Source organism: Marinifilum sp., from assembly GCF_965230805.1.
GTDB lineage: Bacteria > Bacteroidota > Bacteroidia > Bacteroidales > Marinifilaceae > Marinifilum.
On the sequence record NZ_OZ246019.1, the window covers coordinates 1,365,461 to 1,387,848 of the forward strand.

Annotated in this window: 22 protein-coding genes, 3 tRNA genes and 1 pseudogene; 11 read left to right on the forward strand and 15 right to left on the reverse strand. The window is 35.6% G+C overall.

Features of this window, described 5'->3' with window-relative positions; all coding sequences use genetic code 11:
- Positions 1-67: 67 nt before the first annotated feature.
- Positions 68-1,453: an aminopeptidase P family protein gene (locus ACO05S_RS05335; RefSeq protein WP_421920498.1), complete on the reverse strand. Its 1,386-nt coding sequence runs from the start codon at positions 1,451-1,453 to the stop codon at positions 68-70.
- A gap of 404 nt (positions 1,454-1,857) precedes the next feature.
- Positions 1,858-2,313 carry an Lrp/AsnC ligand binding domain-containing protein gene (locus ACO05S_RS05340; protein WP_421920499.1) on the reverse strand — a complete coding sequence of 152 codons (456 nt, stop codon included), beginning with the start codon at positions 2,311-2,313 and terminating at the stop codon, positions 1,858-1,860.
- Positions 2,314-2,627: 314 nt separating this feature from the next.
- Here ACO05S_RS05340 and ACO05S_RS05345 point away from each other — a divergent pair, with 314 nt between their 5' ends.
- Together ACO05S_RS05345 and ACO05S_RS05350 are read left to right on the forward strand one after the other, a co-directional pair.
- Entirely contained in the window at positions 2,628-4,100 is a 1,473-nt protein-coding gene (locus ACO05S_RS05345) for a cobyric acid synthase (RefSeq protein ID WP_421920500.1), read from the forward strand.
- 1 nt (position 4,101) lies between these two features.
- A complete protein-coding gene (locus ACO05S_RS05350) occupies positions 4,102-4,644 on the forward strand; it encodes an AAA family ATPase (RefSeq protein WP_421920501.1) in 543 nt (180 codons plus the stop codon).
- Here the strand turns inward: ACO05S_RS05350 and ACO05S_RS05355 are convergent.
- The 3 genes from ACO05S_RS05355 to ACO05S_RS05365 are packed head-to-tail and all read right to left on the reverse strand — an operon-like array spanning position 4,620 to position 6,876.
- A complete protein-coding gene (locus tag ACO05S_RS05355) occupies positions 4,620-5,288 on the reverse strand; it encodes an adenosylcobinamide amidohydrolase (protein WP_421920502.1) in 669 nt (222 codons plus the stop codon). The two genes, ACO05S_RS05350 and ACO05S_RS05355, sit on opposite strands and share 25 nt — an antisense overlap.
- A 3-nt stretch (positions 5,289-5,291) precedes the next feature.
- Entirely contained in the window at positions 5,292-6,239 is a 948-nt protein-coding gene (locus ACO05S_RS05360; RefSeq protein ID WP_421920503.1) for a tRNA-dihydrouridine synthase, read from the reverse strand.
- Positions 6,240-6,249: 10 nt separating this feature from the next.
- Positions 6,250-6,876 (reverse strand): hypothetical protein, encoded by a 627-nt coding sequence (locus ACO05S_RS05365; RefSeq protein ID WP_421920504.1) that lies wholly within the window; start codon positions 6,874-6,876, stop codon positions 6,250-6,252.
- 907 nt (positions 6,877-7,783) lie between these two features.
- Between ACO05S_RS05365 and ACO05S_RS05370 the strand changes: the two genes are divergently transcribed.
- On the forward strand, positions 7,784-8,395 hold the full coding sequence (locus ACO05S_RS05370; RefSeq protein WP_421921277.1) for an IS4 family transposase: 612 nt from the start codon (positions 7,784-7,786) through the stop codon (positions 8,393-8,395).
- A gap of 138 nt (positions 8,396-8,533) precedes the next feature.
- Here the strand turns inward: ACO05S_RS05370 and ACO05S_RS05375 are convergent, their stop codons facing one another.
- Together ACO05S_RS05375 and ACO05S_RS05380 are read right to left on the reverse strand one after the other, a co-directional pair.
- Complete coding sequence (locus ACO05S_RS05375; protein ID WP_421920505.1) at positions 8,534-9,811, reverse strand: transposase; 1,278 nt, start codon at positions 9,809-9,811, stop codon at positions 8,534-8,536.
- Positions 9,812-9,864: 53 nt separating this feature from the next.
- On the reverse strand, positions 9,865-10,059 hold the full coding sequence (locus tag ACO05S_RS05380) for a hypothetical protein (RefSeq protein WP_421920506.1): 195 nt from the start codon (positions 10,057-10,059) through the stop codon (positions 9,865-9,867).
- A gap of 107 nt (positions 10,060-10,166) precedes the next feature.
- On the opposite strand from ACO05S_RS05380, the gene ACO05S_RS05385 reads away from it, so the two are divergent.
- From ACO05S_RS05385 to ACO05S_RS05410, 6 genes and pseudogenes are all read left to right on the forward strand, one after another.
- Complete coding sequence (locus tag ACO05S_RS05385; RefSeq protein ID WP_421920507.1) at positions 10,167-10,676, forward strand: transposase; 510 nt, start codon at positions 10,167-10,169, stop codon at positions 10,674-10,676.
- Positions 10,677-10,765: 89 nt separating this feature from the next.
- A pseudogene (locus ACO05S_RS05390) lies at positions 10,766-11,163 on the forward strand (DUF4251 domain-containing protein).
- A gap of 145 nt (positions 11,164-11,308) precedes the next feature.
- Complete coding sequence (locus ACO05S_RS05395) at positions 11,309-11,809, forward strand: DUF4372 domain-containing protein (RefSeq protein ID WP_421920508.1); 501 nt, start codon at positions 11,309-11,311, stop codon at positions 11,807-11,809.
- Between the two features lie 57 nt (positions 11,810-11,866).
- A complete protein-coding gene (locus ACO05S_RS05400; RefSeq protein WP_421920509.1) occupies positions 11,867-12,160 on the forward strand; it encodes a hypothetical protein in 294 nt (97 codons plus the stop codon).
- Positions 12,153-12,527: a transposase gene (locus tag ACO05S_RS05405; protein ID WP_421921278.1), complete on the forward strand. Its 375-nt coding sequence runs from the start codon at positions 12,153-12,155 to the stop codon at positions 12,525-12,527. Before ACO05S_RS05400 ends, ACO05S_RS05405 begins: the two co-directional genes overlap by 8 nt.
- A 287-nt stretch (positions 12,528-12,814) precedes the next feature.
- Positions 12,815-15,331: a PAS domain S-box protein gene (locus ACO05S_RS05410; protein WP_421920510.1), complete on the forward strand. Its 2,517-nt coding sequence runs from the start codon at positions 12,815-12,817 to the stop codon at positions 15,329-15,331.
- Between the two features lie 44 nt (positions 15,332-15,375).
- On the opposite strand, the gene ACO05S_RS05415 is transcribed toward ACO05S_RS05410, so the two are convergent.
- From ACO05S_RS05415 to ACO05S_RS05450, 8 genes are all read right to left on the reverse strand, one after another.
- Positions 15,376-15,618 (reverse strand): L-serine ammonia-lyase, iron-sulfur-dependent, subunit beta, encoded by a 243-nt coding sequence (locus ACO05S_RS05415; protein ID WP_421920511.1) that lies wholly within the window; start codon positions 15,616-15,618, stop codon positions 15,376-15,378.
- Between the two features lie 267 nt (positions 15,619-15,885).
- Positions 15,886-15,960: transfer RNA gene (locus ACO05S_RS05420), tRNA-Pro, on the reverse strand.
- A gap of 61 nt (positions 15,961-16,021) precedes the next feature.
- Positions 16,022-16,096 (reverse strand) — tRNA-Pro (locus tag ACO05S_RS05425).
- Between the two features lie 8 nt (positions 16,097-16,104).
- Positions 16,105-16,193, reverse strand: a tRNA-Ser gene (locus ACO05S_RS05430).
- 203 nt (positions 16,194-16,396) lie between these two features.
- Positions 16,397-17,383 carry a flotillin-like protein FloA gene (gene floA / locus ACO05S_RS05435; protein ID WP_421920512.1) on the reverse strand — a complete coding sequence of 329 codons (987 nt, stop codon included), beginning with the start codon at positions 17,381-17,383 and terminating at the stop codon, positions 16,397-16,399.
- A gap of 10 nt (positions 17,384-17,393) precedes the next feature.
- On the reverse strand, positions 17,394-17,858 hold the full coding sequence (locus ACO05S_RS05440; RefSeq protein ID WP_421920513.1) for a hypothetical protein: 465 nt from the start codon (positions 17,856-17,858) through the stop codon (positions 17,394-17,396).
- A gap of 19 nt (positions 17,859-17,877) precedes the next feature.
- Positions 17,878-18,159 carry an ATP-dependent Clp protease adaptor ClpS gene (locus ACO05S_RS05445; RefSeq protein ID WP_421920514.1) on the reverse strand — a complete coding sequence of 94 codons (282 nt, stop codon included), beginning with the start codon at positions 18,157-18,159 and terminating at the stop codon, positions 17,878-17,880.
- 11 nt (positions 18,160-18,170) lie between these two features.
- Entirely contained in the window at positions 18,171-20,357 is a 2,187-nt protein-coding gene (locus tag ACO05S_RS05450) for a hypothetical protein (RefSeq protein WP_421920515.1), read from the reverse strand.
- 337 nt (positions 20,358-20,694) lie between these two features.
- On the opposite strand from ACO05S_RS05450, the gene bcp reads away from it, so the two are divergent.
- Both bcp and recA read left to right on the forward strand, forming a co-directional pair.
- The gene (bcp, locus tag ACO05S_RS05455) at positions 20,695-21,162 is read left to right on the forward strand and encodes a thioredoxin-dependent thiol peroxidase (RefSeq protein ID WP_421920516.1); all 468 of its coding nucleotides are present in this window, start codon (positions 20,695-20,697) and stop codon (positions 21,160-21,162) included.
- 117 nt (positions 21,163-21,279) lie between these two features.
- Positions 21,280-22,296: a recombinase RecA gene (recA, locus tag ACO05S_RS05460; RefSeq protein WP_421920517.1), complete on the forward strand. Its 1,017-nt coding sequence runs from the start codon at positions 21,280-21,282 to the stop codon at positions 22,294-22,296.
- Positions 22,297-22,388: the final 92 nt, after the last annotated feature.

A 22,388-nucleotide genomic window follows, 5' to 3' on the forward strand; every position in this document is an offset into this window, starting at 1 on the left:
TTGCCAGATGCAAGCCTCAAGATCAAAATAATCATTCCCATGTATGTTAACAATTATTTTAATCCTCTCATTTCATAACAGATTCAACCTCATCTACTGATATTGGAATTCTTTTACCAATTAACCTATTACCTGTTTCCGTAACCAAAACATCATCCTCTAAACGAATACCTCCAAAGTTGCGATATTCATTTACTTTATCGTAATTGATAAACTCAGTATATAATCCTTCATTTTGAAACTTATCAATTAAAGCCGGAATAAAGTAAATTCCAGGTTCATTCGTTAATACAAATCCTGGCTTCAACTCCTTACCCAAACGTAAATATGCTGTTCCAAATTGATCGATTCTTTGAACTTCATCATCATATCCTACGTAGTTTTCCCCATAGTCTTCCATATCATGAACATCAAGCCCCATCATATGCCCCAAACCATGTGGCATAAACAATGCATGAGCACCTGCTTTTACAGCTTCATCAACATCACCTTTCATTAAACCTAGTTTTTTCAATCCTGTTGCCAGAACTTTGCAAACCTCAAGATGAATGCTCTGGTATGTAACACCCGGACGAATCAACTCATTACCAGTGTTAATTCCCTCGAGCACGATTTCATAAATTTCTTTTTGCTTTTGAGAGAACTTACCCCCAACTGGAATCGTTCTTGTGTTATCCGAAGCGTAATGAGAATCTGTTTCGGCGCCACAATCCACCAATAATAAGTCACCAGCTTTTAACAAATTACCATGTTCATGATTGTGAAGGGTCTCACCTCTTTTTGAAACAATAGCGGGGAATGATAACAAACCACCTGCACGCAGAGCAATAGCCTCACACTCACCTGCAATTTCTCTTTCGTACACTCCATCTTTCGCCATTTTCATAGCTGTAGTATGAATTTCATATCCAATAGCTGCTGCTCTTTCTAATTCTTTGATCTCATACTCATCCTTAATTTCGCGCAAAGCAACAACTGCTTTTATAAAATCCAATGAGGAGTTCTCTTTAATGGCATGTAGAGGAGTACCTAGCATCTCGTGAATTAAAATTTTATTCTCAGCGCGGTAAACCGGCAAGAAATGAATTTTACGTCCTGCTTTCACCGCATCTGCAACAAATATTTTGAATTCAGCAAAAGGAGCAGTATTTACCAAACCGAATTCAGCCGCCTGATCTACAACACTTGGCTGAGGTCCCATCCAAATGATATCATCAATATCTACATCATTACCAAACACATAATCTTTGTTTTCATCAATATCGAAAACACCTGCGAAACCAGGATGATCAATACCAAAGAAATACAGGAATGTACTATCCTGACGGTAATGATAAATATTACCGGCATAATTCATTGGAGCATCTGGATTGCCCAAAACAATGGCAATTCCATCTTTCATAGATGCTCTTAATTTCTCGCGTCTGTTTATATAAACTTCTTTTGGAAACATGTTAATAGTATTTAAATTTTAAGATTTTGTAAGATACAAAAATAGCAAGCTTTTACTTCATTTTTTGTCTTTTATCAATTTATAAACGCATTATCCTAAAATTAGTCCAGTATCATAAGAAAACAGGTATTATTTATAAAGTCCTCTAAAATCTCAAACAAAGGGGAGCTGATATAGGGCAATTGCGAGCTTAATCACAAAAAGATCAAGGAGTGAAAGAATTTTGCAAACTGAATCATGCCCGTTTCAGAGTAAAACTGGAATATATAGATGCTCTCCGCCAATTACTAATCTAAATTTGGCATAGCATGCCGGATATGGAAGAAATTTTTGGTTCAGAAATGGTATTGGTTCATGAAAAAAGGCTCCCGTTTAAGAAGCCTTTAAAGTAACACAAAATATTCTTATAATTTTATTTCTCTATCAACTGTTTGATCCAATGATATAAATGTTTCAGTTTTTGATACTCCATCAATATTCTGAAGTGTATTAATTAAAACATCCATAAGATGTTGGTTATCTCTGCACAGCATTTTCACCAAAAATGTATAATTTCCAGTTGTAAAATGACACTCCACAATTTCAGGAATAGCTTCGATACTGTCAACAACCGTTTTATACTGATGTGCATGATCCAGAATAATCCCGACAAATGCACAAACTTCGTATCCCAAGGCACGAGGTTTTACAATAAATCTAGACCCATCAATAATTCCGGCATCCTCAAGTTTTTTTACTCGCTGATGAATGGCAGCTCCTGAAATCCCGCACTCTCTTGCAATTTCAAGAAATGGTATACGAGCATTTTTGATCAAATAAGATAATATCTTCTGATCTACTTCATCAATTTGAATCTTCATATTCTAACAGTTAGGGTAAATCATAAAAGGCTTATCACTTTCATTCCTTCAAAACCTTATTACAAATCATTACAATAAAGGCAAAATTAATAATAATTTATAAGCTGCATGAAATCTATCTGCCTTTAGTTGCAAATTAAGAACAAATCCATTCTTTTTCTATAGATAGTGTGACTACCATACGATTAACCCTTAAAACTAATTTGAATGTGATTCAATTAGGATATCTCTGTAATAAAAAATTAATTTTGTGGTGTAATACTGGTATGAACACCTTATATAAACTGAGTTTGAGGTAAAATAAAGAGTTTAAGATGAATAAACTAAAACCTTTAATGCTTGTAGGAACAGGGTCTGATGTGGGGAAAAGCATCGTAAACACGGGATTCTGTCGTATTTTATTGCAAGATGGATATAATCCTGCTCCCTTTAAGGCACAAAATATGTCTTTGAATTCTTTTGCAACACCAGAAGGGTTTGAAATCGGTCGTGCTCAAGCTGTTCAAGCCGAAGCATGCGGTATCAGTTGTCATACCGACATGAATCCAATCCTTTTAAAACCGACCAATGATAAAAGCTCGCAAGTTGTCTTAAATGGGAAACCTGTGGGAACACAAACCGCCTATGATTACTTTATGAGTAATAACAAATCAGCCTTATTCGAAGAAGCCAAAGCTGCATTTTATCGATTAGAACAGCAATACAATCCTATTGTTTTAGAGGGGGCTGGAAGCATATCTGAACTCAATTTAAAGTCAAGGGATATTACCAATATGAAAATGGCTGTTGAAACCGATGCAGTTACCTATTTAATTGCTGATATTGACAAAGGTGGTGTATTTGCAAGCGTTTATGGAAACATTGCCCTTCTTGACGAAGAAGAAAGAAATCAAATCAAAGGAATCCTAATCAACAAATTCCGTGGAGACATCCATTTGTTTAAAGAAGGAAAAAACATTCTTGAAGACTTAACCGGCAAACCTGTTATTGGTGTACTTCCTTATTTCAGAGACATTCACATAGAGGAAGAAGATTCGGTAAGTTTGGAGAAAAAATTTAGTAATGCCCAAACAGGGAAAGTAAACTGTGCAGTAATACTGCTACCACGCATGGCAAACTTTACCGATTTTAATGTGCTGGAACAAGACCCACGTGTGCATTTGTACTATACCAATAACTTTAAGGAAATTGAAAATGCTGACATTGTAATTATCCCGGGAAGCAAAAATACCATATCTGACCTACAAGAACTGAAGAACAAGGGTATAGCCAAAGCCATTATAAATGCATATAAGAATGGGAAAAAAGTGATAGGTATTTGTGGTGGATATCAAATGATGGGAAGTGTAATCGCTGATCCAAAAGGAGTAGAAGGTAACATCAAGAAAATTAATGGTTTAGGATTATTACCTATCAAAACGGTAATTACAGAAGAAAAGTTAACTGAACAATGCGAGTTTTTTTTTAAAAATTATAATGACACCTGTGTAGGCTATGAGATTCACATGGGGAAAAGCTCTGCATTGGAAGATGAAAACTACTTAAATAATTTGTCAAACGGCAAGCAAGAAGGATACACCCTGGATGAAAACTGCTGGGGTTCTTACATTCATGGAATCCTTGACAATTCTGTTGTAATCAAGGATTTATTGTCAGGTTTCGAAGCGATATCCGAGAATGAATTCAATTACAAGACTTTCAAAGAAGAACAGTACGACAAATTGGCTGATGTAATCCGCAAAAGCGTTGACATGAAATTATTTTACAAGCATTTATCACAAGAATAAAATGACAATAATAAACAGGTTTATTATTACAGGCGGTCCTGGATCCGGAAAATCAAGTCTTTTAAATGCTCTAAAAAATCAAGGGTACAAGGGATTTGAAGAAATATCTCGCATAATAATCCGTGAGCAGCAAGAAATAAATGGGGATAAACTTCCATGGAAAAACCTTGCTGATTTTGCTGAGATCTGCTACGAAAGGATGCTGAAACAGCTGGATGATTACAATTCGAGAAGCTACTGCTTTTACGACAGAGGAATTCCGGATATCATCGCATATGTTCGACGCGGAGGCCTTCAGGTTCCTTCAAAATATTTTGAAAATTGCAACCAATATCACCCCAGTGTTTTCATTACACCACCATGGCAGCAAATTTTTATTAACGATGCAGAACGCCCGGAATCATTTAAGGATTCAATGGAAATCTATCAATATTTGAAAAATACATACAAAGAACTGGGCTTCCAGATCATTGAGCTACCAAAAGCATCAATAAAGAAAAGAGTTGAATTTATTGAAGCTTATTTGTCATCCTGCAAAGACTGACTTATTCCTGCAATCACTGCTTTGGCCAGAAGTTCGCCAAAAAGAACATGTTTGCCACAGTAAACCACATCAGGGCCATTTCCACAAGCAATTGCGGTGGAATCGGTTCCGGTTCCGGTTGCAAGCTGTCCCGAAACTCTGCTCATAACTTTCATATCCTGCATACAAGCAGCCTTCGCTTCTGCAACCATCATTACACATTCAACCATAGCCGCTTCGGATAAACATGCATTGGTAAGAATTAAGATATTAATGGTTCCAAGCTTTCTGCATTCCTCATTCATAAACTTGTAGTCTGCAATATCTCCTGCCCTACGAGCATTCGACACCCCTGCAGTCACCAGTGCATCTATCCAAATGCCTTGCTCCTCTACCCGAACACAACAAAAAGATTTCATAAATGCCGCAGTCATCATTCCCACACAAACTCCACTCCATTCATTTGCTTTTGCCATTTTTCCCAAAGTCAGTTCCGGTTTTTCGAACTCTGTACGCTTATCATTAAAATTTGCATCAACATTGGTATTTAAAAAGTGATTCGCCATTTGGAATCCACCATTTAAAATCGACGAACTGAGCATTCTTACAGACCTCTCGAACCTAACATGAAGAAACTTCTCATTACATTCTATATGGTAATTCATGATTCACTCATTTTTCAGATTTTGAATAAAAGCAAAATCAACAGCTTGTTTATACTTTTTAATTCCAACCGATTTTTTAATGAGTTTATATACTTTTTTCTCATTCTCAAAATGCTTGGCAAAATATTCCCAAAACGGTTTCATTTTTTGCATAATCTGGCTTTCCCCTTGGAGGTATGATGCATACAATTGAAAAATTTCATCATGAACAGCTTTTAGTTTGCACTTCATTTCATCGCATGCAGGAATCTCAAATCCTTTGATCTTTGCAGGCAACCAATAGTCTTGCAAAACTCCGCGTCCGATCATTACATGCTGTAAATCTGGCAAAGAATCCCTTACTATTTTAAAATCAACCAAAGTATTTATATCTCCATTGTATGCCAAATAATTACCATATCTCGCAAATAAATCCACAAATCGATTGAGATTTGCCTTTCCTTTATATAACTGTTTTCCTATGCGTGGATGAACAATCACTTCTGCAAGCCCATTCTGTTTTAAAATAGGGAGTATTAGATCAATCTCCTTATCATCCTGTAATCCCAATCGTAATTTTACCGATAATTTGATTTTTTTTCGGAAAGTGGTTTTTAGGATTTCTTCCACATTATCGGGATAAAGTAATATTCCTGACCCCTTGCTCTTTTTTGTTACCATTGGATACGGACATCCCATATTCCAATTCATTTCCGAGAAGCCCAGATTTGAGAAATAATCTTCAAAATAACTGAACTCTTTAGCTGTTCCGCACAAAAATTGGGGAATTAAACCTTTATTTCTTTCATTAAAAGGCTCCACTTCACGTTTATGAGCAGTTTTAACAATTCCATCGTTCTGCAAAACAAGAAAAGGAGTATAGAACTGATCTATACTCCCAATATGCTTTTGAAAAGCCAGTCTGAATACCCAATCGGTATATCCCTGTACAGGAGCGAGTGATAATTTCATTGAATGCAATTTATCGTCCGAAGCTCAAAACACCTAAAAGCTGTTTCCTTTGGCGATAATATATTAATCCGTCTTCTGTTGCAATGCTTTTTACAAATTTGTCAATCATGGTATCGTAGATGGTTCCAAATTTAAACCGTTCCGGAGGATACAATTCCGGATTGTGCATATCTTCAAGACGAGAGAGGTACATTCTTCCCACCATTTCGCCACTTAAATCGTTACGATACATTCCCTGTGCAATTCCCTTTTGAATGTTGATCTGAATTTTATCGAAAATAAACCCCATTCTAACTTCCATATGCTTCGCGTAGATCTCAGGAAAATAATTTTCGAGCTCCATGGTTATCGAAGGAGTTACATGCTCAAACTTATCATTTATCTCCTGACTCACTATAAATAAAATGTCAATGGCATTTTGTCCATCAAAATTGTACTCCAGAAAAATAGCCTCGAAACTTTTTCTTTCATACTCAAGGATTTTTTCAACCAATTCCTCCTTTGAATTAACAAAACTTGATATATCCCTCTCCGACACACCAAAATCTATAATCTTTTCAAAAGAGAAATCTTTCAATCCATTTTTTAGCAAAAAGGCTCGTACCTTTTCAATAATACGCACAAATTCCTTATCCATATGTTCTTATCACTATCAATTTTTGCGAATTGTAATACATACAATTCTCTTTTTTTAATATCCCCTAAATTAAGAAAAAAAGCACAGAAATTTTCGGCTTAACCAAATACTTTGGAATCACCCATGCTTTATCCCATACGTATCAAGTATGCAATTTTAATATTTTTGTTAGAGTTCGGAAAAAATTATTCATCATTTAAGGGCTCTTCATTGATAAAAATGGGTGATTCATAAAAATTGGGGGTGTAGAAGTCTTAGATTTTAAAACATATAGTATCTTTACCGCTGAATGGATACTTTTAATACATAGGGTGATTGAAAGTTCTTTTTCATAAGTAAATTTAAGTAGTAGTTTTTGGGCGGCTAGTCACCGCCCATTTTTTGCCTTCTATTTGATTCTCTTTTGTGTAAAATAACGTCCGTATTCCAGTTTATCTGTTCGAATAAATACTCCAGTTAGGTCACAAGCCTTTCATTAGATAGAAAACCCTCCAGTTGTGAAGGCTGATTCTCTAGTTGGAACCCTGTCATATTCTCAAATAGCCAAAGTAGATGATCGACTGCAATCAGATTTACCTGTATGTAGCAAAAATTACCCCCCTATAGTAAAACTCCTCAACAAATATAGAGCTTTCAATAGCCTAACTATTTTTTCCTGAGGTGAATTTCTTAATGTTTATTCAAATCATTAATACATACTAAATATCCAAATAATGTGAGTTTAATAGAAGGCACAATTTTTGCGTTTATAAAATCATTCACTAGTGGGCGATTTAAATTAAAAAACGTTCTTTGAAATTCTTTGTTAGTCGTACTTGTAGCGATTTCTGATAGCGTGACGATTTGAATTGAATTATGGATATTTTGCATATAAACAAGCAATTATCCATGAACCAAGGCAAAATATATCTTCGCTCAACTTACAGATTTTTTACCTACACGTATTTTTGACAGAATCGTTGAAAAACACAAGGGAAATAAGCATGTAAGAACCTTTAGCTGTTGGAATCAAATGCTATGTATGGTATTTGAACAGCTTACTTCAAGAGACAGTATGAGAGATTTGCTTCTCAGTCTTGAGGCTCATAAATCCAAGTACTATCATCTTGGCTTTGGTTCAACTGTATCGCGAAGGAACTTTGGTAATGCCAATGAAAAACGTAGCTATAAAATCTTTGAAGAATTTGCATATGTTCTCATAGAAGAAGCACGCAAAAGCTGCTATAGATCGGACTTTGAGATCAATGTTGAAGGTAATGTTTATGCATTTGATTCATCAACAATAGATCTCTGCCTCAGTGTATTTTGGTGGGCTGAGTTTAGGAAAACAAAAGGTGGCATTAAGCTGCACACTCTGTATGATGTTAAAACATCAATACCTACGTTCCTGTATATCTCAAATGCCAAAATGCACGATGTCAATGCTCTTGATCTGATCTCATATGAGCCTGGAAGCTTTTATTTGATTGATAAAGCTTACATTGATTTTGGGAGACTGTACAATCTTCATAAACAGTGAGCTTTTTTCGTAACACGAGTAACCGTTGCACAACCAAGTAATATTTCTAAAAAATAAGATAAAAGCCATAAAAGTATGCGGATTTGCAAGCTTTTAAGGCTTTGTTTTTTCTGTGTTTTTAGCTTGTGCTTTAAATTATTAAGTGCTTAAATTAACTCTAATTAAGCCAATACACTTCTTCAGGGAATGAAACAGAACAATGGCCTGATTTGTCATTGTTTCAGCTGTTTTATTCATAAATTTCATTAGTTTTTTAAGGTTATAGGCTGTTGCAGACATGTGCATTACCTTATTGGCCTGGGCAATTCCTATAGTGTTGATTTTTCGAAGTCCCATAAATTGTGTTAAGGTTCCGAAAACAGGCTCGACTGTAGATTGCCGTTTGCCTTTCATGTATCTGCCGAACTTGCTCTTCACCCTTTTGTTGTTGCGTTTATACTGCTCAACGTAAACAGTTATTGCGATACGTTTTTCATGACTTTTGCCCAGGCATTTCTTCTTGATAGGACAGTTTTTGCAATCGCTTCGTTTGGTCAGATAATGATTCTGAAGAGAGTTGGTTACCATTTTTGTTTTTCGAAAAGTAACTTTCTTTCCCATGGGACAAATCCAGTAGTTTTCCTCTTTACAGAAAGTAAATCCTTCGGGTCCTCCCTTGTAAGTTCCGTGTGGAGGTATGTAGCTGATAATGTTTTCCTTTTCCAGAAAAGCATAGTTTTCTCCGCTACTGTAACCGGCATCGGCAAGAAGGGTTGTCCACAACAAGCCTTGATTTTTAAGTCTTCGCTTTAAACGCTTTGTGGCATCCTGCAAGTATTGATTGTCTTTTTTATCAGCATGGTAGGCTTTTACATCGGTGATCACATGATTGGCAGTATCAACACTGATATTATTTAGATAATTCAGCTTTCTGGCTTTGCCAGGTTTTACGCTGATTCTTGCATCGGGATCGGTTGGACTGTAATGGGTTTTATTACTGGTATACTTGGCTCCTTTGTTGGCAGCTCCCGGACGTTGATCCTGATTCTTTTGCCAATTACGATTGCGGGATTTTATTTCCTGCAATTCTCTTTTATCGGCTGTAATGATTTGCTGATTGCGAGAAGCCTTATTCTTTTTAGGCTTTCTATCTTCTCTACTCTGGTAGCGAGCTTTTTGAAGATAAGCCTCCAGCTGTTCTTCAGGAACTTTCAGTTCCAAACTATCCATGCTGGCATTGGCTTTTATTGGTGCTGAATCCATGGCCTGAGTATGACCTGCAACCATTCCCTTGTCTACACACATGCTTAAAATATGAGTAAAAACCTCTTCAAATATCTTTTCGGGAAACAGTTGTCTTGTTCTGCTTAAAGTACTGTGCCATGGCAATTGCTCATCGATATCAAATCCTAAGAAAAATAGGATATCCAATCGCATGGAGCAGTGTTCAATTAACTGTCTGTCACTTATGATATTTTCTAAATACCCAACTAACAGAGTTTATAAAAAACAACAGGATCAATGCTCTTCTGTCCACATTTCCCGTAGTAAGCTTGAGTCTTTTTGTATAAAAAGGATAAATCTAAAACTGATCTTAATCTTCGATAGAAATTATTTTCAGGAACTCTTCCGGAGAGTTGAAAGCTGGAAAATAACTTCTCTTGGTAAAGTTTCTTTCCTTGCATTTTTATTTACAAGTTAAGCTATTATCATTGCTAAGTAAAGTTATTATTGTTAGTTTTATTAACAAGTTATCAAGAGTTGTGCAACAGGCACACGAGCGAAAAATAATATGCGATTTAAAAGAATGTATTCCAGTTCGGTTGACAAATCAACCGGAGTAAAATACGATCAAATCGGTAAGCTGAAATCCTACTACCCAAGCAGGGACTACCCAGAAAAGCTTCGGCGAATCAAGTACTATGATTGTGAAACGGATAAGGAGCTAATTTTCCTTACCAACAACATGGAACTTGAACCTACTGAAGTCGCTTATCTGTATAAAAAACGCTGGGGGGTAGAGCTGTTTTTCAAGTGGATGAAACAACACCTTAAGATAAAACCCTTTTGGGGAACAACTATTAATGCTGTAAAAATCCAAATGTATTGTGCGATCATCGCCTACTGTCTTGTTGCCATAATTGGTAACAGATTGAAAGTTGATCGCTCAATCTACGAAATACTACAAATCCTTAGCATATCTCTACTCGACAAAACTCCTGTAAGAGAGGTGCTTACCAAATACGATTGCAAAAATGTCAAAGAACTAAATAATAAACAATTAATAATCAGTGGGTTTTAATCGCCCACCAATGCCTTTTTCATTCAAATTAATTTGGATTTGCACAGCTCTCGGCCAAAGAAGCACGTAAGCGAAAAAAGGAACTAAAAATGCAGGAAGTTCAACAACTGGTTGAAAACAGACAATTTACTTTTAAAGCAGATACGCTAACAACATCTACAGGCTATTATAAAAATTTAAACTATAATTATGATCTTAGCCTTAGCCCGGATTCCGTTCATGTATACCTTCCTTATTGGGTTAGGGTATATATGGCTCGAATAAATGATGAAGGAGGATTTAAGCGTAGTGAATCAATCGATAAATTAAAACTAAAACACAGAAAAAACTAGGTTATCAGATCAGTTTCACCACCCAAAACGAAGATGAGAATTACTTCTTTACATTTGATGTATCCAATCAGGAATTTGCTTATTTAAAAATAAGCTCTACAAAGAAAAGTTTTATTTCCTACGATGGGACCATTCACGCCATCAACCAGCAATAACAGTTAACTCTTGAGAAATGTAAACATCTTTTTTTTAAATTCTTGTTTCTTGTTCACTAGTGTCCGGTAAAAAGTAACCGGGTCGAACATTTTCACGAACTACCCGGTTTGTTTACTTTTGAGTTACCACACAAAAAAGTAAGACATGGGTAAAAGTACAAATTTTAGCGGACAGCCTATATTTAATCAGCTGTTAACGTTCATTGACAAGAGTGAGATTAGAAAAATAGCGAAGAAACATGGTAGCGAACGCTACGTGAAGAAGTTCACAACCTATAATCATTTGGTTGTTATGCTTTTTGTCGTATTTGAAGGTTATCATTCAATACGAGAAGTAATACTAGGTTTACTCGCCAATGCACATAAACTGTCTCACCTAGGATTAAGTTACCTTGTGAAGCGCAGTACCTTTTCAGAAGCAAACAAAAGGCGCAACAGCAGTGTATTCGAGGATATATACATGACAGTGTATAAAAAGCATGCTTCAAGTTTAGCGGACAGCCACCTAAGCGACACTGATTTAAAGCGGTTGTATATTATGGATTCATCAACCATATCCCTTTTCAAAGACATCTTGAAGGGGGTTGGTCGTAATCCCAAAAGCGGCAAGAAGAAAGGTGGCATTAAAGCCCACACCATAATCTAAGCAACAGAAAATGTACCCTGCCTGATAAGATATAGCGAAGCGGCACGACACAACCATATGTTCCTAGAGGAAGTTATGAACCTGCCTTCGGGCTCAATCATTACATTCGACAAAGGATATGTTGATTACGCCCGCTACGAAGCATTTTCCGAAAAGTCGATATGGTATGTGACCCGTTTGAAGGATAATGCCCAATATGAAGCAAGGGAAGAATTTGATATCCCCGACGATGCGGATTCGGGTGTCCTAAAAGACGAGGAAGTGATCCTTTATTACGGAAAAAACAAAGAACAGGAACACCGGGCAAGAAGGGATTGCCTATTGGGACAGCGAAAACGAACGTCTGTTTGAGTTTATAACCAACAATTTCGATTTGACAGCAGAAAAGATTGCACTTATTTATAAAAAGCGTTGGCAGATAGAACTGCTATTTAAACAGCTAAAGCAGAACTTCCCTCTAAAATATTTTTTAGGGGACAATGAAAATGCAATCGTAATACAAATATGGGCGGCAATGCTTGCTAACCTGTTGATTACCCTAGTAAAGAGTAAAGTTAAACGTAGCTGGGCATTTTCAAACCTGGTGTCCATCATAAGGCAACAGCTGATGAATTATATCAACATATACTTATTTCTCGAAAATCCGGAGAAGAGTTGGATCTTAGTAATAAAAGAAGACAAGCACAAATACCAAAACTCGCTATTTCCCGATATTTAGGGGGCTTACTTTTGAAAAACAAAAATGCTGACATTGAATATCAGCATCTTGAATATGAATAATTAATAATATTCTGGTTTACCGGACAACAATGATTAAATTTACTCTCCTTTATATTTATTCAAAATGCTGTTTCTATCCTTGTAGCCAACTGAAAGTTTGGAGTTCCTACTAAATAAAGCTCTTCAACTCCTGTTTTGTATAAAAAGGTATTGTACACATTTTTTGTAGACTTGTTTAAAATTTATTATTTTTAATAATAAAGTCTTTTAATCAAGCACTTCCATATGAATCAAGAACATCAAAAAAGCATCACCGAATTACTAACTGAAATTGCGCGCTTGAAAAATCAAATCAATTCTATTAATCGAGATAATGATTTTTTTGGAAGATATCATAACATTCTTTCTAATGAAAAAATTGTTGCTTTCGATTGGAATTTTAATGATAATCAAATTGTATGGTCAGATGATGCTGAAAAAGTATTCAATTTGAAAGAAAATCAATTAGGATATAGCCGTGAAAGTTTCTTACAATGCATTCATCCGGAAGATACACCTTACTTTATTGACAAACTATCCATGTGTTTTTGCAATCAATCCACAAATTATGAATCCACTTTTAGATTAGCTAAAAATTCTGAAAGCGAAACCTGGATTAAAATAAGTTGCCAAATTTTGTACAATGAAAAAGGTGAGCCACTCAACACAATAGGAATATTAAAAGACATTACCCCCTTAAAGCGAACAGAAGAAGCCCAACACCTTAACGATCTTAGATATCAAACACTCTTCAATTATTCACCGGTGCCATTATGGGAAGAGGAGTTTTCGGAACTTTACCAATATTTAAATCATCTAAAATCAGAAGGTGTAGATAACTTTGAGAAATATTTTACAGATCATCCACAAGCATTAGCACTTTGCTCACAAAAAGTAAAAATAACTGATGTTAACATAGCAACACTTAAGCTTCATAATGCCGATTCAAAAGAAGAACTTCTTGGTAACTTAGATAAAGTATTCACCCAAAAATCTTACGAAGTATTTAAAGATGAAGTTGTTTCTCTTGCCAATGGCAGAAAAGAATTTGAAACTGAGGGCGAAATTAAAACCATAAATGGAGTGGCCAAGCATATACATCTTAAACTCTTAGTTGATTACAATTCGAAAGATCGCGCAAAAGCAATACTAGCAACAATTGACATCACCGATAGAAAGAAAGCCGATATAGCTCTTGCCGAAAGTGAAAAGAAATTTAGAACCTCTTTTGAATCTTCTGATGTAGGAATGGCAATCGTTGGAAGTGACAAAAAGTTTTTATCAGTGAATATTGCTTTTTCAAGGATGATAGGACTTGATATTAATGAGTTAAAAAACAAAACTTTTCTCAATATAACTCATCCTGATGATTTAAACATCAGCAAACAAAAATACTCCCAAAGCCTAAATGACAAACATCCTTTTACAATAGAAAAGCGCTACTTAAACAATACTCGTAAAGTAAGATGGGGATTAACCACCATTAGCCCCATTTTTAACTCTTATGGAGAACATATTAATTCTATTCTTCATGTACAGGACATTACAGAACGAAAAATAGCAGAAGAAAATCTTATAAAAAGCAGCAACGAATACGAAGCTTTAGCTGAAGAATATAAAACCCAAAATGAAGAGTTAATAGAAGCAATAGCCATTGCAGAACGCAGCGATCGTTTAAAATCGGAGTTCTTGCAAAATCTATCGCATGAAATTAGAACTCCTATGAATGCCATTCTTGGTTTTACTGAATTTCTAGAACTTGAAAGTATTTCATCTGAAAAACGAAATCAATATATCGGCATAATTAAAAATAGTGGTTTTCAACTTTTAAGAATTATTGATGATATTCTTGAAATTTCGGCATTAGAAACAAAGCATGTACAGTTAATTGAAGATGATTTTAATCTAAACAACTTACTTACCGAACTTTTCACCATTTTTCAACCCCAGTCCAAAAAACAAAAACTAGCACTTTATCTTCACAAAGATTTAAACGACGATTGCTGTGAGATTCGATCTGACGAATTAAAATTGAAGAAAATCCTAATAAATTTGATTGAAAATGCTTTGAAATTTACCAATTCGGGCTCTATTGAGATAGGATACTACTCGAATAAGTCAAACTTGGAATTATATGTAAAAGATACTGGTATCGGAATAGAACCTGAAAGACATACTCATATTTTTGAACGTTTCTCGCAAGCCGAAGGAGACATCAGTAAAAAACTTGGAGGTTTGGGACTCGGCTTATCAATTGTTAAAGAAAATGTAAAACTCCTTAAGGGAAACATTAGGCTTATTTCGGAACTTGGCAAAGGGAGTATGTTTATAATCTCCCTGCCAAACTGCTTAATATCAACACATATTAGAAGTACTGAAGAAGAAAAAGATAAGAAACAGTACAATATATTAATCGCTGAAGATGAAGAGATAAATTATTTTTATTTTAAATCTTTGATGGAAAAAATTGCTCCACATTGCAAACTTGAACATGCCAAAAACGGTACAGAAGCCTTAGAAATGTGTAAAGAAAAAGATTTTGACATTGTTTTTATGGATATTAAAATGCCTGAAATGAATGGCTATGAAGCCACCGCTAAGATCAAAAAGATAAAACCCAATCAAAATATCGTTGCGCAAACAGCTTATTCAACCAACGAAGATAAAATAAAAGCTCGAGTTGCAGGATGTAACGAATTTCTATCAAAACCACTTAGCTTAAAAAACGTGCAAAATCTCTTAGATAAATATTTGTTTAAATGACCAGATTGGATCACAAGAAAGCTAATTCAATTGAGTCGTATTACTTATCTGTATGTAAATCCTTTTAAACTTGCCAAGCCACCAAGCGAGGTTTCTTTATATGACAATGATAAATCTAAACCTGTTTTCATCATAGTCTCAGTTACCTGGTCAAAACTTATTCGGCGTCTACAATCTGATAATAAAGCATACGTATTGTGATTTAAAGCACGAGCCGCAGCAAATACATTACGCTCAATACATGGAATTTGAACCAAACCTAAAACGGGATCACAGGTTAATCCCAAATGACTCCATTGCTAACTTCTTTATATTCAGAAGAAAATGCTTCTGCTGAATCTTTTAATGCTAAAATTAAGGCCTTCAGAACTGCTTTTAGAGGTGTGAGAGAAGTTGAATTATTCCTATTCAGACTTTCCAAAATTTATGCATGAAATATACACGCCCCACAAGTTTTCCGCTTGATCCCAAGTTTTCCGCTTGATCCAAAATTTGACTGGTGGGGATAAAAACAAAAAAGACGAGATGGGAAAAACCCAAGTCGTCTTATCATGTCGGGGTGGCAGGATTCGAACCTGCGACCTCCTGCTCCCAAAGCAGGCGCGATAACCGGGCTACGCTACACCCCGAATAATTCGGTACTCTATTCGATAAAAAAGAGAAGCTTTTAAACTCCTCTAAAATTTTCGGTCGGGGTGGCAGGATTCGAACCTGCGACCTCCTGCTCCCAAAGCAGGCGCGATAACCGGGCTACGCTACACCCCGAAAATCTGCGGAGAGAGGGGGATTCGAACCCCCGGTACCGATTGCTCAGTACGCCAGTTTAGCAAACTGGTGGTTTCAGCCACTCACCCACCTCTCCTTTTGTTTGCGGTAGCAAAAGTATGTAAAAATTTCAGATGTGCAAAATATTTTTTTTCACAATGCATAAAAATTTTCAATGCTTTGATTATAGTAAATTATAAATCAATGAGATTGACTCTTATTTTTTTTGAAATAAATTTGAAAAAAAGCCGAAAAGGAGACAAATCCTTTTCGGCTTAGCATCAAAAATCTTATATTTTTCTATTTCTTTTTCCCTTTGTCTTTAGGATTTGCAATATTTTCTCTCATGCTTGTATCGGCCTCAATATTTTTCATGCGGTAATAATCCATAATTCCCAATTGACCATTTCTGAAAGCATCTGCCATTGCTCTTGGAACCTCAGCTTCTGCCTCAATAACTTTTGCACGCATCTCCTGAGCCAATGCTTTATTCTCTTGTTCAGATGCTACAGCCATTGCTCTACGTTCCTCCGCTTTTGCCTGCGCAATTTTTAAATCTGCATCTGCCTGATCGGTTTGAAGAACAGCACCAATGTTTTTACCTATATCAATATCTGCAATATCAATCGATAAGATTTCGAATGCAGTTCCTGCATCAAGACCTTTCTCCAATACAACTCTTGAAATATTGTCAGGATTTTCAAGTACCGACTTATGAGTTTCTGAAGAACCTATTGAGGAAACAATCCCCTCACCCACACGAGCAAGAACCGTTTCTTCACCAGCACCACCAACCAATTGGCGAATATTAGCTCGAACGGTAACTCTCGCTTTTGCAATCAACTGAATACCATCTTTAGAAACTGCAGTAACCGGAGGCGTATTAATTACCTTCGGAATTACACTCATTTGAACTGCTTCGTACACATCACGACCAGCCAAATCGATTGCTGTTGCCATTTTAAATCCTAATTCGATATTTGCCTTTGAGGCAGATACCAATGCATGTGTAACCTGAGAAACATGACCTCCTGCCAAGTAGTGAGCTTCCAATTCATCTCTATTTAACTTTAACCCAGCCTTGGTTCCCTCAATCAGTGCACTTACAATCACTTTAGGTGGTACTTTACGCCAACGCATAAGAATTAATTGTAGCAAACTAATACGCACTTTAGAAAGTTGAGCTGAAAACCATAATCCTAATGGTACAAAATACAAAAATATCGCCATTAGGACGACAACACCAATTAACAAGAGAACAGATATTCCTAATCCTATTTCCACCATATTCAAATTTTTATTTAAGTTTTACAATAACCACTTTATCCACTATATCAATAACTTCAACTTCTGATCTCTCATCAATATATGTTCCTAAAGATTTTGCTTCCATTATCCTCTTATTCACTTTTATTTTCCCCATTGGAGCAAGTCTAGATACACATATTCCTCTATCACCAATATTAACATCTATGTCATCTAATTTATCTACTTTTGAATCAATTTCAGCATTCAATTTTATTTTGTTCCAGGTATTTGTTTTTAAAACAACTACAATTGATAAAATATTAAGAACAACAGTCCCAAAAACGGTAATATGTCCAATAGTTGCACCATATTGATGATAGGATAAATATATTCCTCCAACCAATAAAACAATACCCCCAAGAGCAGCAAAAGTAACTCCTGGAATAACAAAAAATTCCAATAACAATAGAAGAACTCCTAAAAGAATCAGTAAAATAATAATTAAAGCTGTCATTTAATTTTGATATCTAAAATTATACAATCGTTACCTTTAAGCCCTTCTTTGTTAATCCATCTCTCATTGGCCTGATAACACTCATTTTTCCTTTTTTTACATCACATTTTCCTTTGTAATGTGTGATGTATGCACATTGCTCAGCTTGCTCGGGATCATGCTTGCAAACATCTATCAATGCTCCTATAACAAAATCAAATGTATGATGATCATCGTTATGCAAAAGCAAGGTATTACGATTAATGATATCATCCAAGACTTCATTTTCTTCATTCAAATACTTTTCATCAAAATTACTCATAGATCCATAATTTATTGGCGAAGTATTTCTAAGGCCTGTTGAATAGTAAGCTTATCATTTCCAGAGTATGCAACAGTAAAGGCATCCCTCAATCCTGCCTCCCTTAATTCCATTTTCAATTTACTTACTTTGCTGTAAGAATCAAAGCTACCCACAGTACAAATCGTATATCCTCTATAATCTTTGGTATATTCAATGGGATACTTGGAAAATGCTCTTAGTGTATTTTTCACATCCTGCGGTATATCTTCGGAGTATGCTCCAACCTGCACTTTAAATGCTATTTTTCCAGTTTCTAATTTCTTGACTACAGGACTTATACTTGGCGTTGATTTTGCAACAACCCTTGGCTGATAGTTTTGGTCGGTTACTTTTATAGCTAATCCTAAGTTCGTTTTCTTGCCATCTTTGTAGGCAATAACAAAAGCATTTGGGAATAATTGTCGTATTTCAGGGATTGCAGACTTGGCAGAGGCAAATGTTGGATAATTCCCAACCATATACTTAAAAAGTTTCCCGTTTCCAATTACTTCTTCCTTTACAGGTTTTAATCCTTCAAAGAATTTCTGATCTCTTCTGCTTGAGAATACTCCAACCTGCAAATAATAAATATATCCTTTGATGATATCAGCTGAGTTTTCAGGAAGCTCTTCTGATGTCATTACTAATTTTTCCTTTTTATCGGATTGTCCTACAACATTCGTTTCAATTGTTCCAACAATTTGTTTTCTCAAGTAATTTGATTCTAAATTTCTGGCCTGAATCATTTTTTGATCAGCCTGTTTCCCAAAATCGTACGACTTCTGCTCTAAAAGTGCAATTCGTTCACTCAAATTTGCTTTTGTAACACCACTTGCATCTTCCAGCTTACTCCTTATGTCTTCGGTCACAGCATACAAACTATCGGAATTGAACTTATCATTTTTCGATTCCACAAAAAAACTCTTTGCCTCATTTGATTTGAATTCGCTTAAATAATGGTAAGTGAGTTGATCATTTACAGCAAAGTTGAAATAGGGTAAGTCGGTACCAGTAAACTTAGATGTATATTTAATTTCAGAAGCTACTACATGAAAAGTTGTTTTATCGGACATACTGTTTGATCCTTTTTTAAGAACAGCTAATTCGGGTAATGCTTCCATATTCATTACCACTTTTTGTTCCGGATATTCCGCTATTTTAATTTTATAAATTGTAAAATCATCCTTGCCATTCTCTCTACTCGAAGCAAAGCATGCAAATTCATCATTTAAATCAGTAGCAAAAAAAAGGTCGTTTGAAGTTGAGTTAATTGGGAATCCTAAATTCACAGGCTCAGTCCAAGTATTGGTAATTTCATTATAAACTGATTTGAATATATCAAAACCACCCATACTCGCATGACCTTGAGAACAGAAATATAATGTTCTCCCATCACCAGACATGTAAGGGAATACCTCATCAAATTGCGTATTCAACTCTGTTAAAGCTTCCCAATCACTCCAACCACCATTTTTTAAACGTTTTGCACGATACAGATCTCTACCATTCTTCTTGTTCTTTCCGTAACTCGAGAAGTAGATATACTGCCCATTGTTCGATAAAATAGCAACCTCACGATCTCCATCATCATCAAATCGAGACTTAATGCTTTTTGTCTTTTTCGACAACCTATCATAGAATCCCTCGATATTGTAGTAACGGAAAAATTCGTATTTTTCAACTACTTTTTTATCATGAACATCTACAACATAGTATGAATTAACCAAGGGAAGTCCATTCTGACACATCACGATCAGCTGGTCGATTCCTGTAGACTTTTTCTTGTAATATTCTCTAAATTTTCTGTAGTATCGAATTGCGGAGTTAAACTGATAGTTCATATGGAAAGCACGACCTAAGTAATAAGGAACAGATGCATTTACATTTTTAGTTGAAGCAATTTTGAGATGCTTGATTGCATCAGCAATATTTTCATTCAATTCAACCTGGCAAACTCCCAGGTAATAGTTGTATTCAGGATCTTGCGGATAAACATTTATCAACTCTTGATACAATGGCAGAGCACTCTTATAGTTTTCTGCATCAAAAAATGTAAAGGCTTCTTCTTCAATTTGCTGTTCGGTTTTACCTCCGCTAAAGCTTTGGCTAAATGATATTTGTGCAATAAACAGAGCGATTAAAAGCAATGTGCTAGGTAATCTCATACTTTTATTCATAGAATTAATTTCTTGCTTAAGGTAATCTTAGCTATTAATCATTTTATTAAAATCTTCTTGGTATCTATACTTCTTAGAGTCCCTCAATTAAGGGCTTGTAATAATAAAATCTTAATATAGTAAATATTTATAACAAAGATAATATTTAAAGTGTAAGTACGAAATTACTCGAAGAGCACTTAATTAACAAAACATAAGAGAGGTGTACAAAAAAAGATGTCGATTTAAAACCGATGAGCACACATTTTTTTTTAACTTCATGGGTTGATAACTTTAATCGAATTAATTCGTTCTGCTGAGCGGATTAAAATATATTTGTAAATCAAATTTCTAAAGAATGACACATTTAAAAGAAGGAGATAAAGCACCCGATTTTAAGGGTTTAAATCAAGACGAAAAAGAATTAAAATTAGCTGATTTCAAAGGGAAAAAGTTGATTCTTTACTTCTATCCAAAAGATAACACACCAGGTTGTACTGCTGAATCGTGTAACCTGAATGAAAATTACGATGCTTTAACCAAGCTGGAGTTCGAGGTTGTTGGAGTAAGTCCCGACAAAATTTCTTCACATCAAAAATTTATTACCAAGTACAATTTGGCATTCAATTTAATTGCCGATACCGAAAAAGAAATTCTAGAAGCTTATGGTGTCTGGGGAATGAAAAAGATGTATGGTCGAGAATACATGGGTGTAATCAGAACCACTTTCGTGATTGCTGAAGATGGCACTATTGAAAAGATTTTTGATAAAGTAAAAACAAAAGATCATACCAATCAGATTTTAACTGAAATGGAATTGAAATAACAATCAGCTAATAGTATTCTGCTACAATGAAGTGGATTGCATTAATTCATGATTTCTGGCTATGAGCGGAAAGCAGAGTGCTGTAAACTTGAAAGAAAAATATTAAAAACACATATTATGAATAAAGACGTTGCAGAAATCAACAAAGAAAAGCTGAAAGCCCTTCAGCTGACAATGGAAAAGATTGATAAAACCTACGGGAAAGGTACCATCATGAAAATGGGCGATGAAGCCATTGAAGATATACCTGCAATTTCATCCGGTTCATTGTCATTGAACATGGCTTTGGGAGTTGGAGGATATCCAAAAGGTAGAATTATTGAAATATACGGACCAGAATCTTCAGGTAAAACTACTTTGGCAATACATGCAGTCGCAGAAGCCCAAAAGGCTGGAGGAATTTGTGCCATTATTGATGCAGAACATGCTTTCGATCGTTTCTATGCAGAAAAATTAGGTGTGGATACCGAAAACTTGCTGATCTCTCAGCCTGACAATGGTGAGCAAGCATTGGAAATTGCTGACCAATTAATTCGCTCTTCTGCGATTGAATTGGTGGTAATTGACTCGGTTGCTGCATTGACTCCAAAAGCTGAAATTGAAGGGGAAATGGGAGATTCGAAAATGGGTCTTCAGGCACGTTTGATGTCGCAGGCTTTACGTAAGCTTACTGCAAATATAAACAAAACGAATACTACTTGTATTTTCATTAACCAATTGCGTGAAAAGATTGGTGTAATGTTTGGTAATCCTGAAACCACAACTGGTGGTAACGCTTTGAAATTCTATGCTTCGGTTCGTTTGGATATCCGTAGAATTGGTCAGATTAAAGATGGTGATGAAGTAAACGGAAACCACACTCGCGTGAAAATTGTAAAGAACAAGGTTGCTCCTCCATTCCGTAAAGCTGAATTTGATATCATGTACGGAGAAGGGATTTCGAAAACTGGTGAAATTATTGACTTGGGCGTTGACTACAAGATCATCAAGAAATCGGGTTCGTGGTTCTCGTATGGTGAAACCAAATTAGGTCAAGGTCGAGAGGCTGTAAAGAATCTAATCAACGACAACCCTGAATTGGCAGAAGAGTTGGAAAACAAGATTATTGATGCCATAAACAATCCGGTAGAATAAATTCTGACAAATCGTTATCATAAGGAAAGACAAGACTCTTGCGTTGCGAGCGTCTTTTTTTTTATGCAGGAATGTTTTAGGGGTGAATTCTA

What these genes read in the sequence shown, in the direction of transcription:
- ACO05S_RS05335 (WP_421920498.1), bottom strand. Translation starts at nt 1,453, where the DNA reads ATGTTTCCAAAAGAAGTTTATATAAACAGACGCGAGAAATTAAGAGCA.
- ACO05S_RS05340 (WP_421920499.1), bottom strand. Translation starts at nt 2,313, where the DNA reads ATGAAGATTCAAATTGATGAAGTAGATCAGAAGATATTATCTTATTTG.
- ACO05S_RS05345 (WP_421920500.1), top strand. Translation starts at nt 2,628, where the DNA reads ATGAATAAACTAAAACCTTTAATGCTTGTAGGAACAGGGTCTGATGTG.
- ACO05S_RS05350 (WP_421920501.1), top strand. Translation starts at nt 4,102, where the DNA reads ATGACAATAATAAACAGGTTTATTATTACAGGCGGTCCTGGATCCGGA.
- ACO05S_RS05355 (WP_421920502.1), bottom strand. Translation starts at nt 5,288, where the DNA reads ATGAATTACCATATAGAATGTAATGAGAAGTTTCTTCATGTTAGGTTC.
- ACO05S_RS05360 (WP_421920503.1), bottom strand. Translation starts at nt 6,239, where the DNA reads ATGAAATTATCACTCGCTCCTGTACAGGGATATACCGATTGGGTATTC.
- ACO05S_RS05365 (WP_421920504.1), bottom strand. Translation starts at nt 6,876, where the DNA reads ATGGATAAGGAATTTGTGCGTATTATTGAAAAGGTACGAGCCTTTTTG.
- ACO05S_RS05375 (WP_421920505.1), bottom strand. Translation starts at nt 9,811, where the DNA reads ATGCGATTGGATATCCTATTTTTCTTAGGATTTGATATCGATGAGCAA.
- ACO05S_RS05380 (WP_421920506.1), bottom strand. Translation starts at nt 10,059, where the DNA reads ATGCAAGGAAAGAAACTTTACCAAGAGAAGTTATTTTCCAGCTTTCAA.
- ACO05S_RS05385 (WP_421920507.1), top strand. Translation starts at nt 10,167, where the DNA reads ATGCGATTTAAAAGAATGTATTCCAGTTCGGTTGACAAATCAACCGGA.
- ACO05S_RS05395 (WP_421920508.1), top strand. Translation starts at nt 11,309, where the DNA reads ATGGGTAAAAGTACAAATTTTAGCGGACAGCCTATATTTAATCAGCTG.
- ACO05S_RS05400 (WP_421920509.1), top strand. Translation starts at nt 11,867, where the DNA reads ATGTTCCTAGAGGAAGTTATGAACCTGCCTTCGGGCTCAATCATTACA.
- ACO05S_RS05410 (WP_421920510.1), top strand. Translation starts at nt 12,815, where the DNA reads ATGAATCAAGAACATCAAAAAAGCATCACCGAATTACTAACTGAAATT.
- floA (WP_421920512.1), bottom strand. Translation starts at nt 17,383, where the DNA reads ATGGTGGAAATAGGATTAGGAATATCTGTTCTCTTGTTAATTGGTGTT.
- ACO05S_RS05440 (WP_421920513.1), bottom strand. Translation starts at nt 17,858, where the DNA reads ATGACAGCTTTAATTATTATTTTACTGATTCTTTTAGGAGTTCTTCTA.
- ACO05S_RS05445 (WP_421920514.1), bottom strand. Translation starts at nt 18,159, where the DNA reads ATGAGTAATTTTGATGAAAAGTATTTGAATGAAGAAAATGAAGTCTTG.
- ACO05S_RS05450 (WP_421920515.1), bottom strand. Translation starts at nt 20,357, where the DNA reads ATGAATAAAAGTATGAGATTACCTAGCACATTGCTTTTAATCGCTCTG.
- bcp (WP_421920516.1), top strand. Translation starts at nt 20,695, where the DNA reads ATGACACATTTAAAAGAAGGAGATAAAGCACCCGATTTTAAGGGTTTA.
- recA (WP_421920517.1), top strand. Translation starts at nt 21,280, where the DNA reads ATGAATAAAGACGTTGCAGAAATCAACAAAGAAAAGCTGAAAGCCCTT.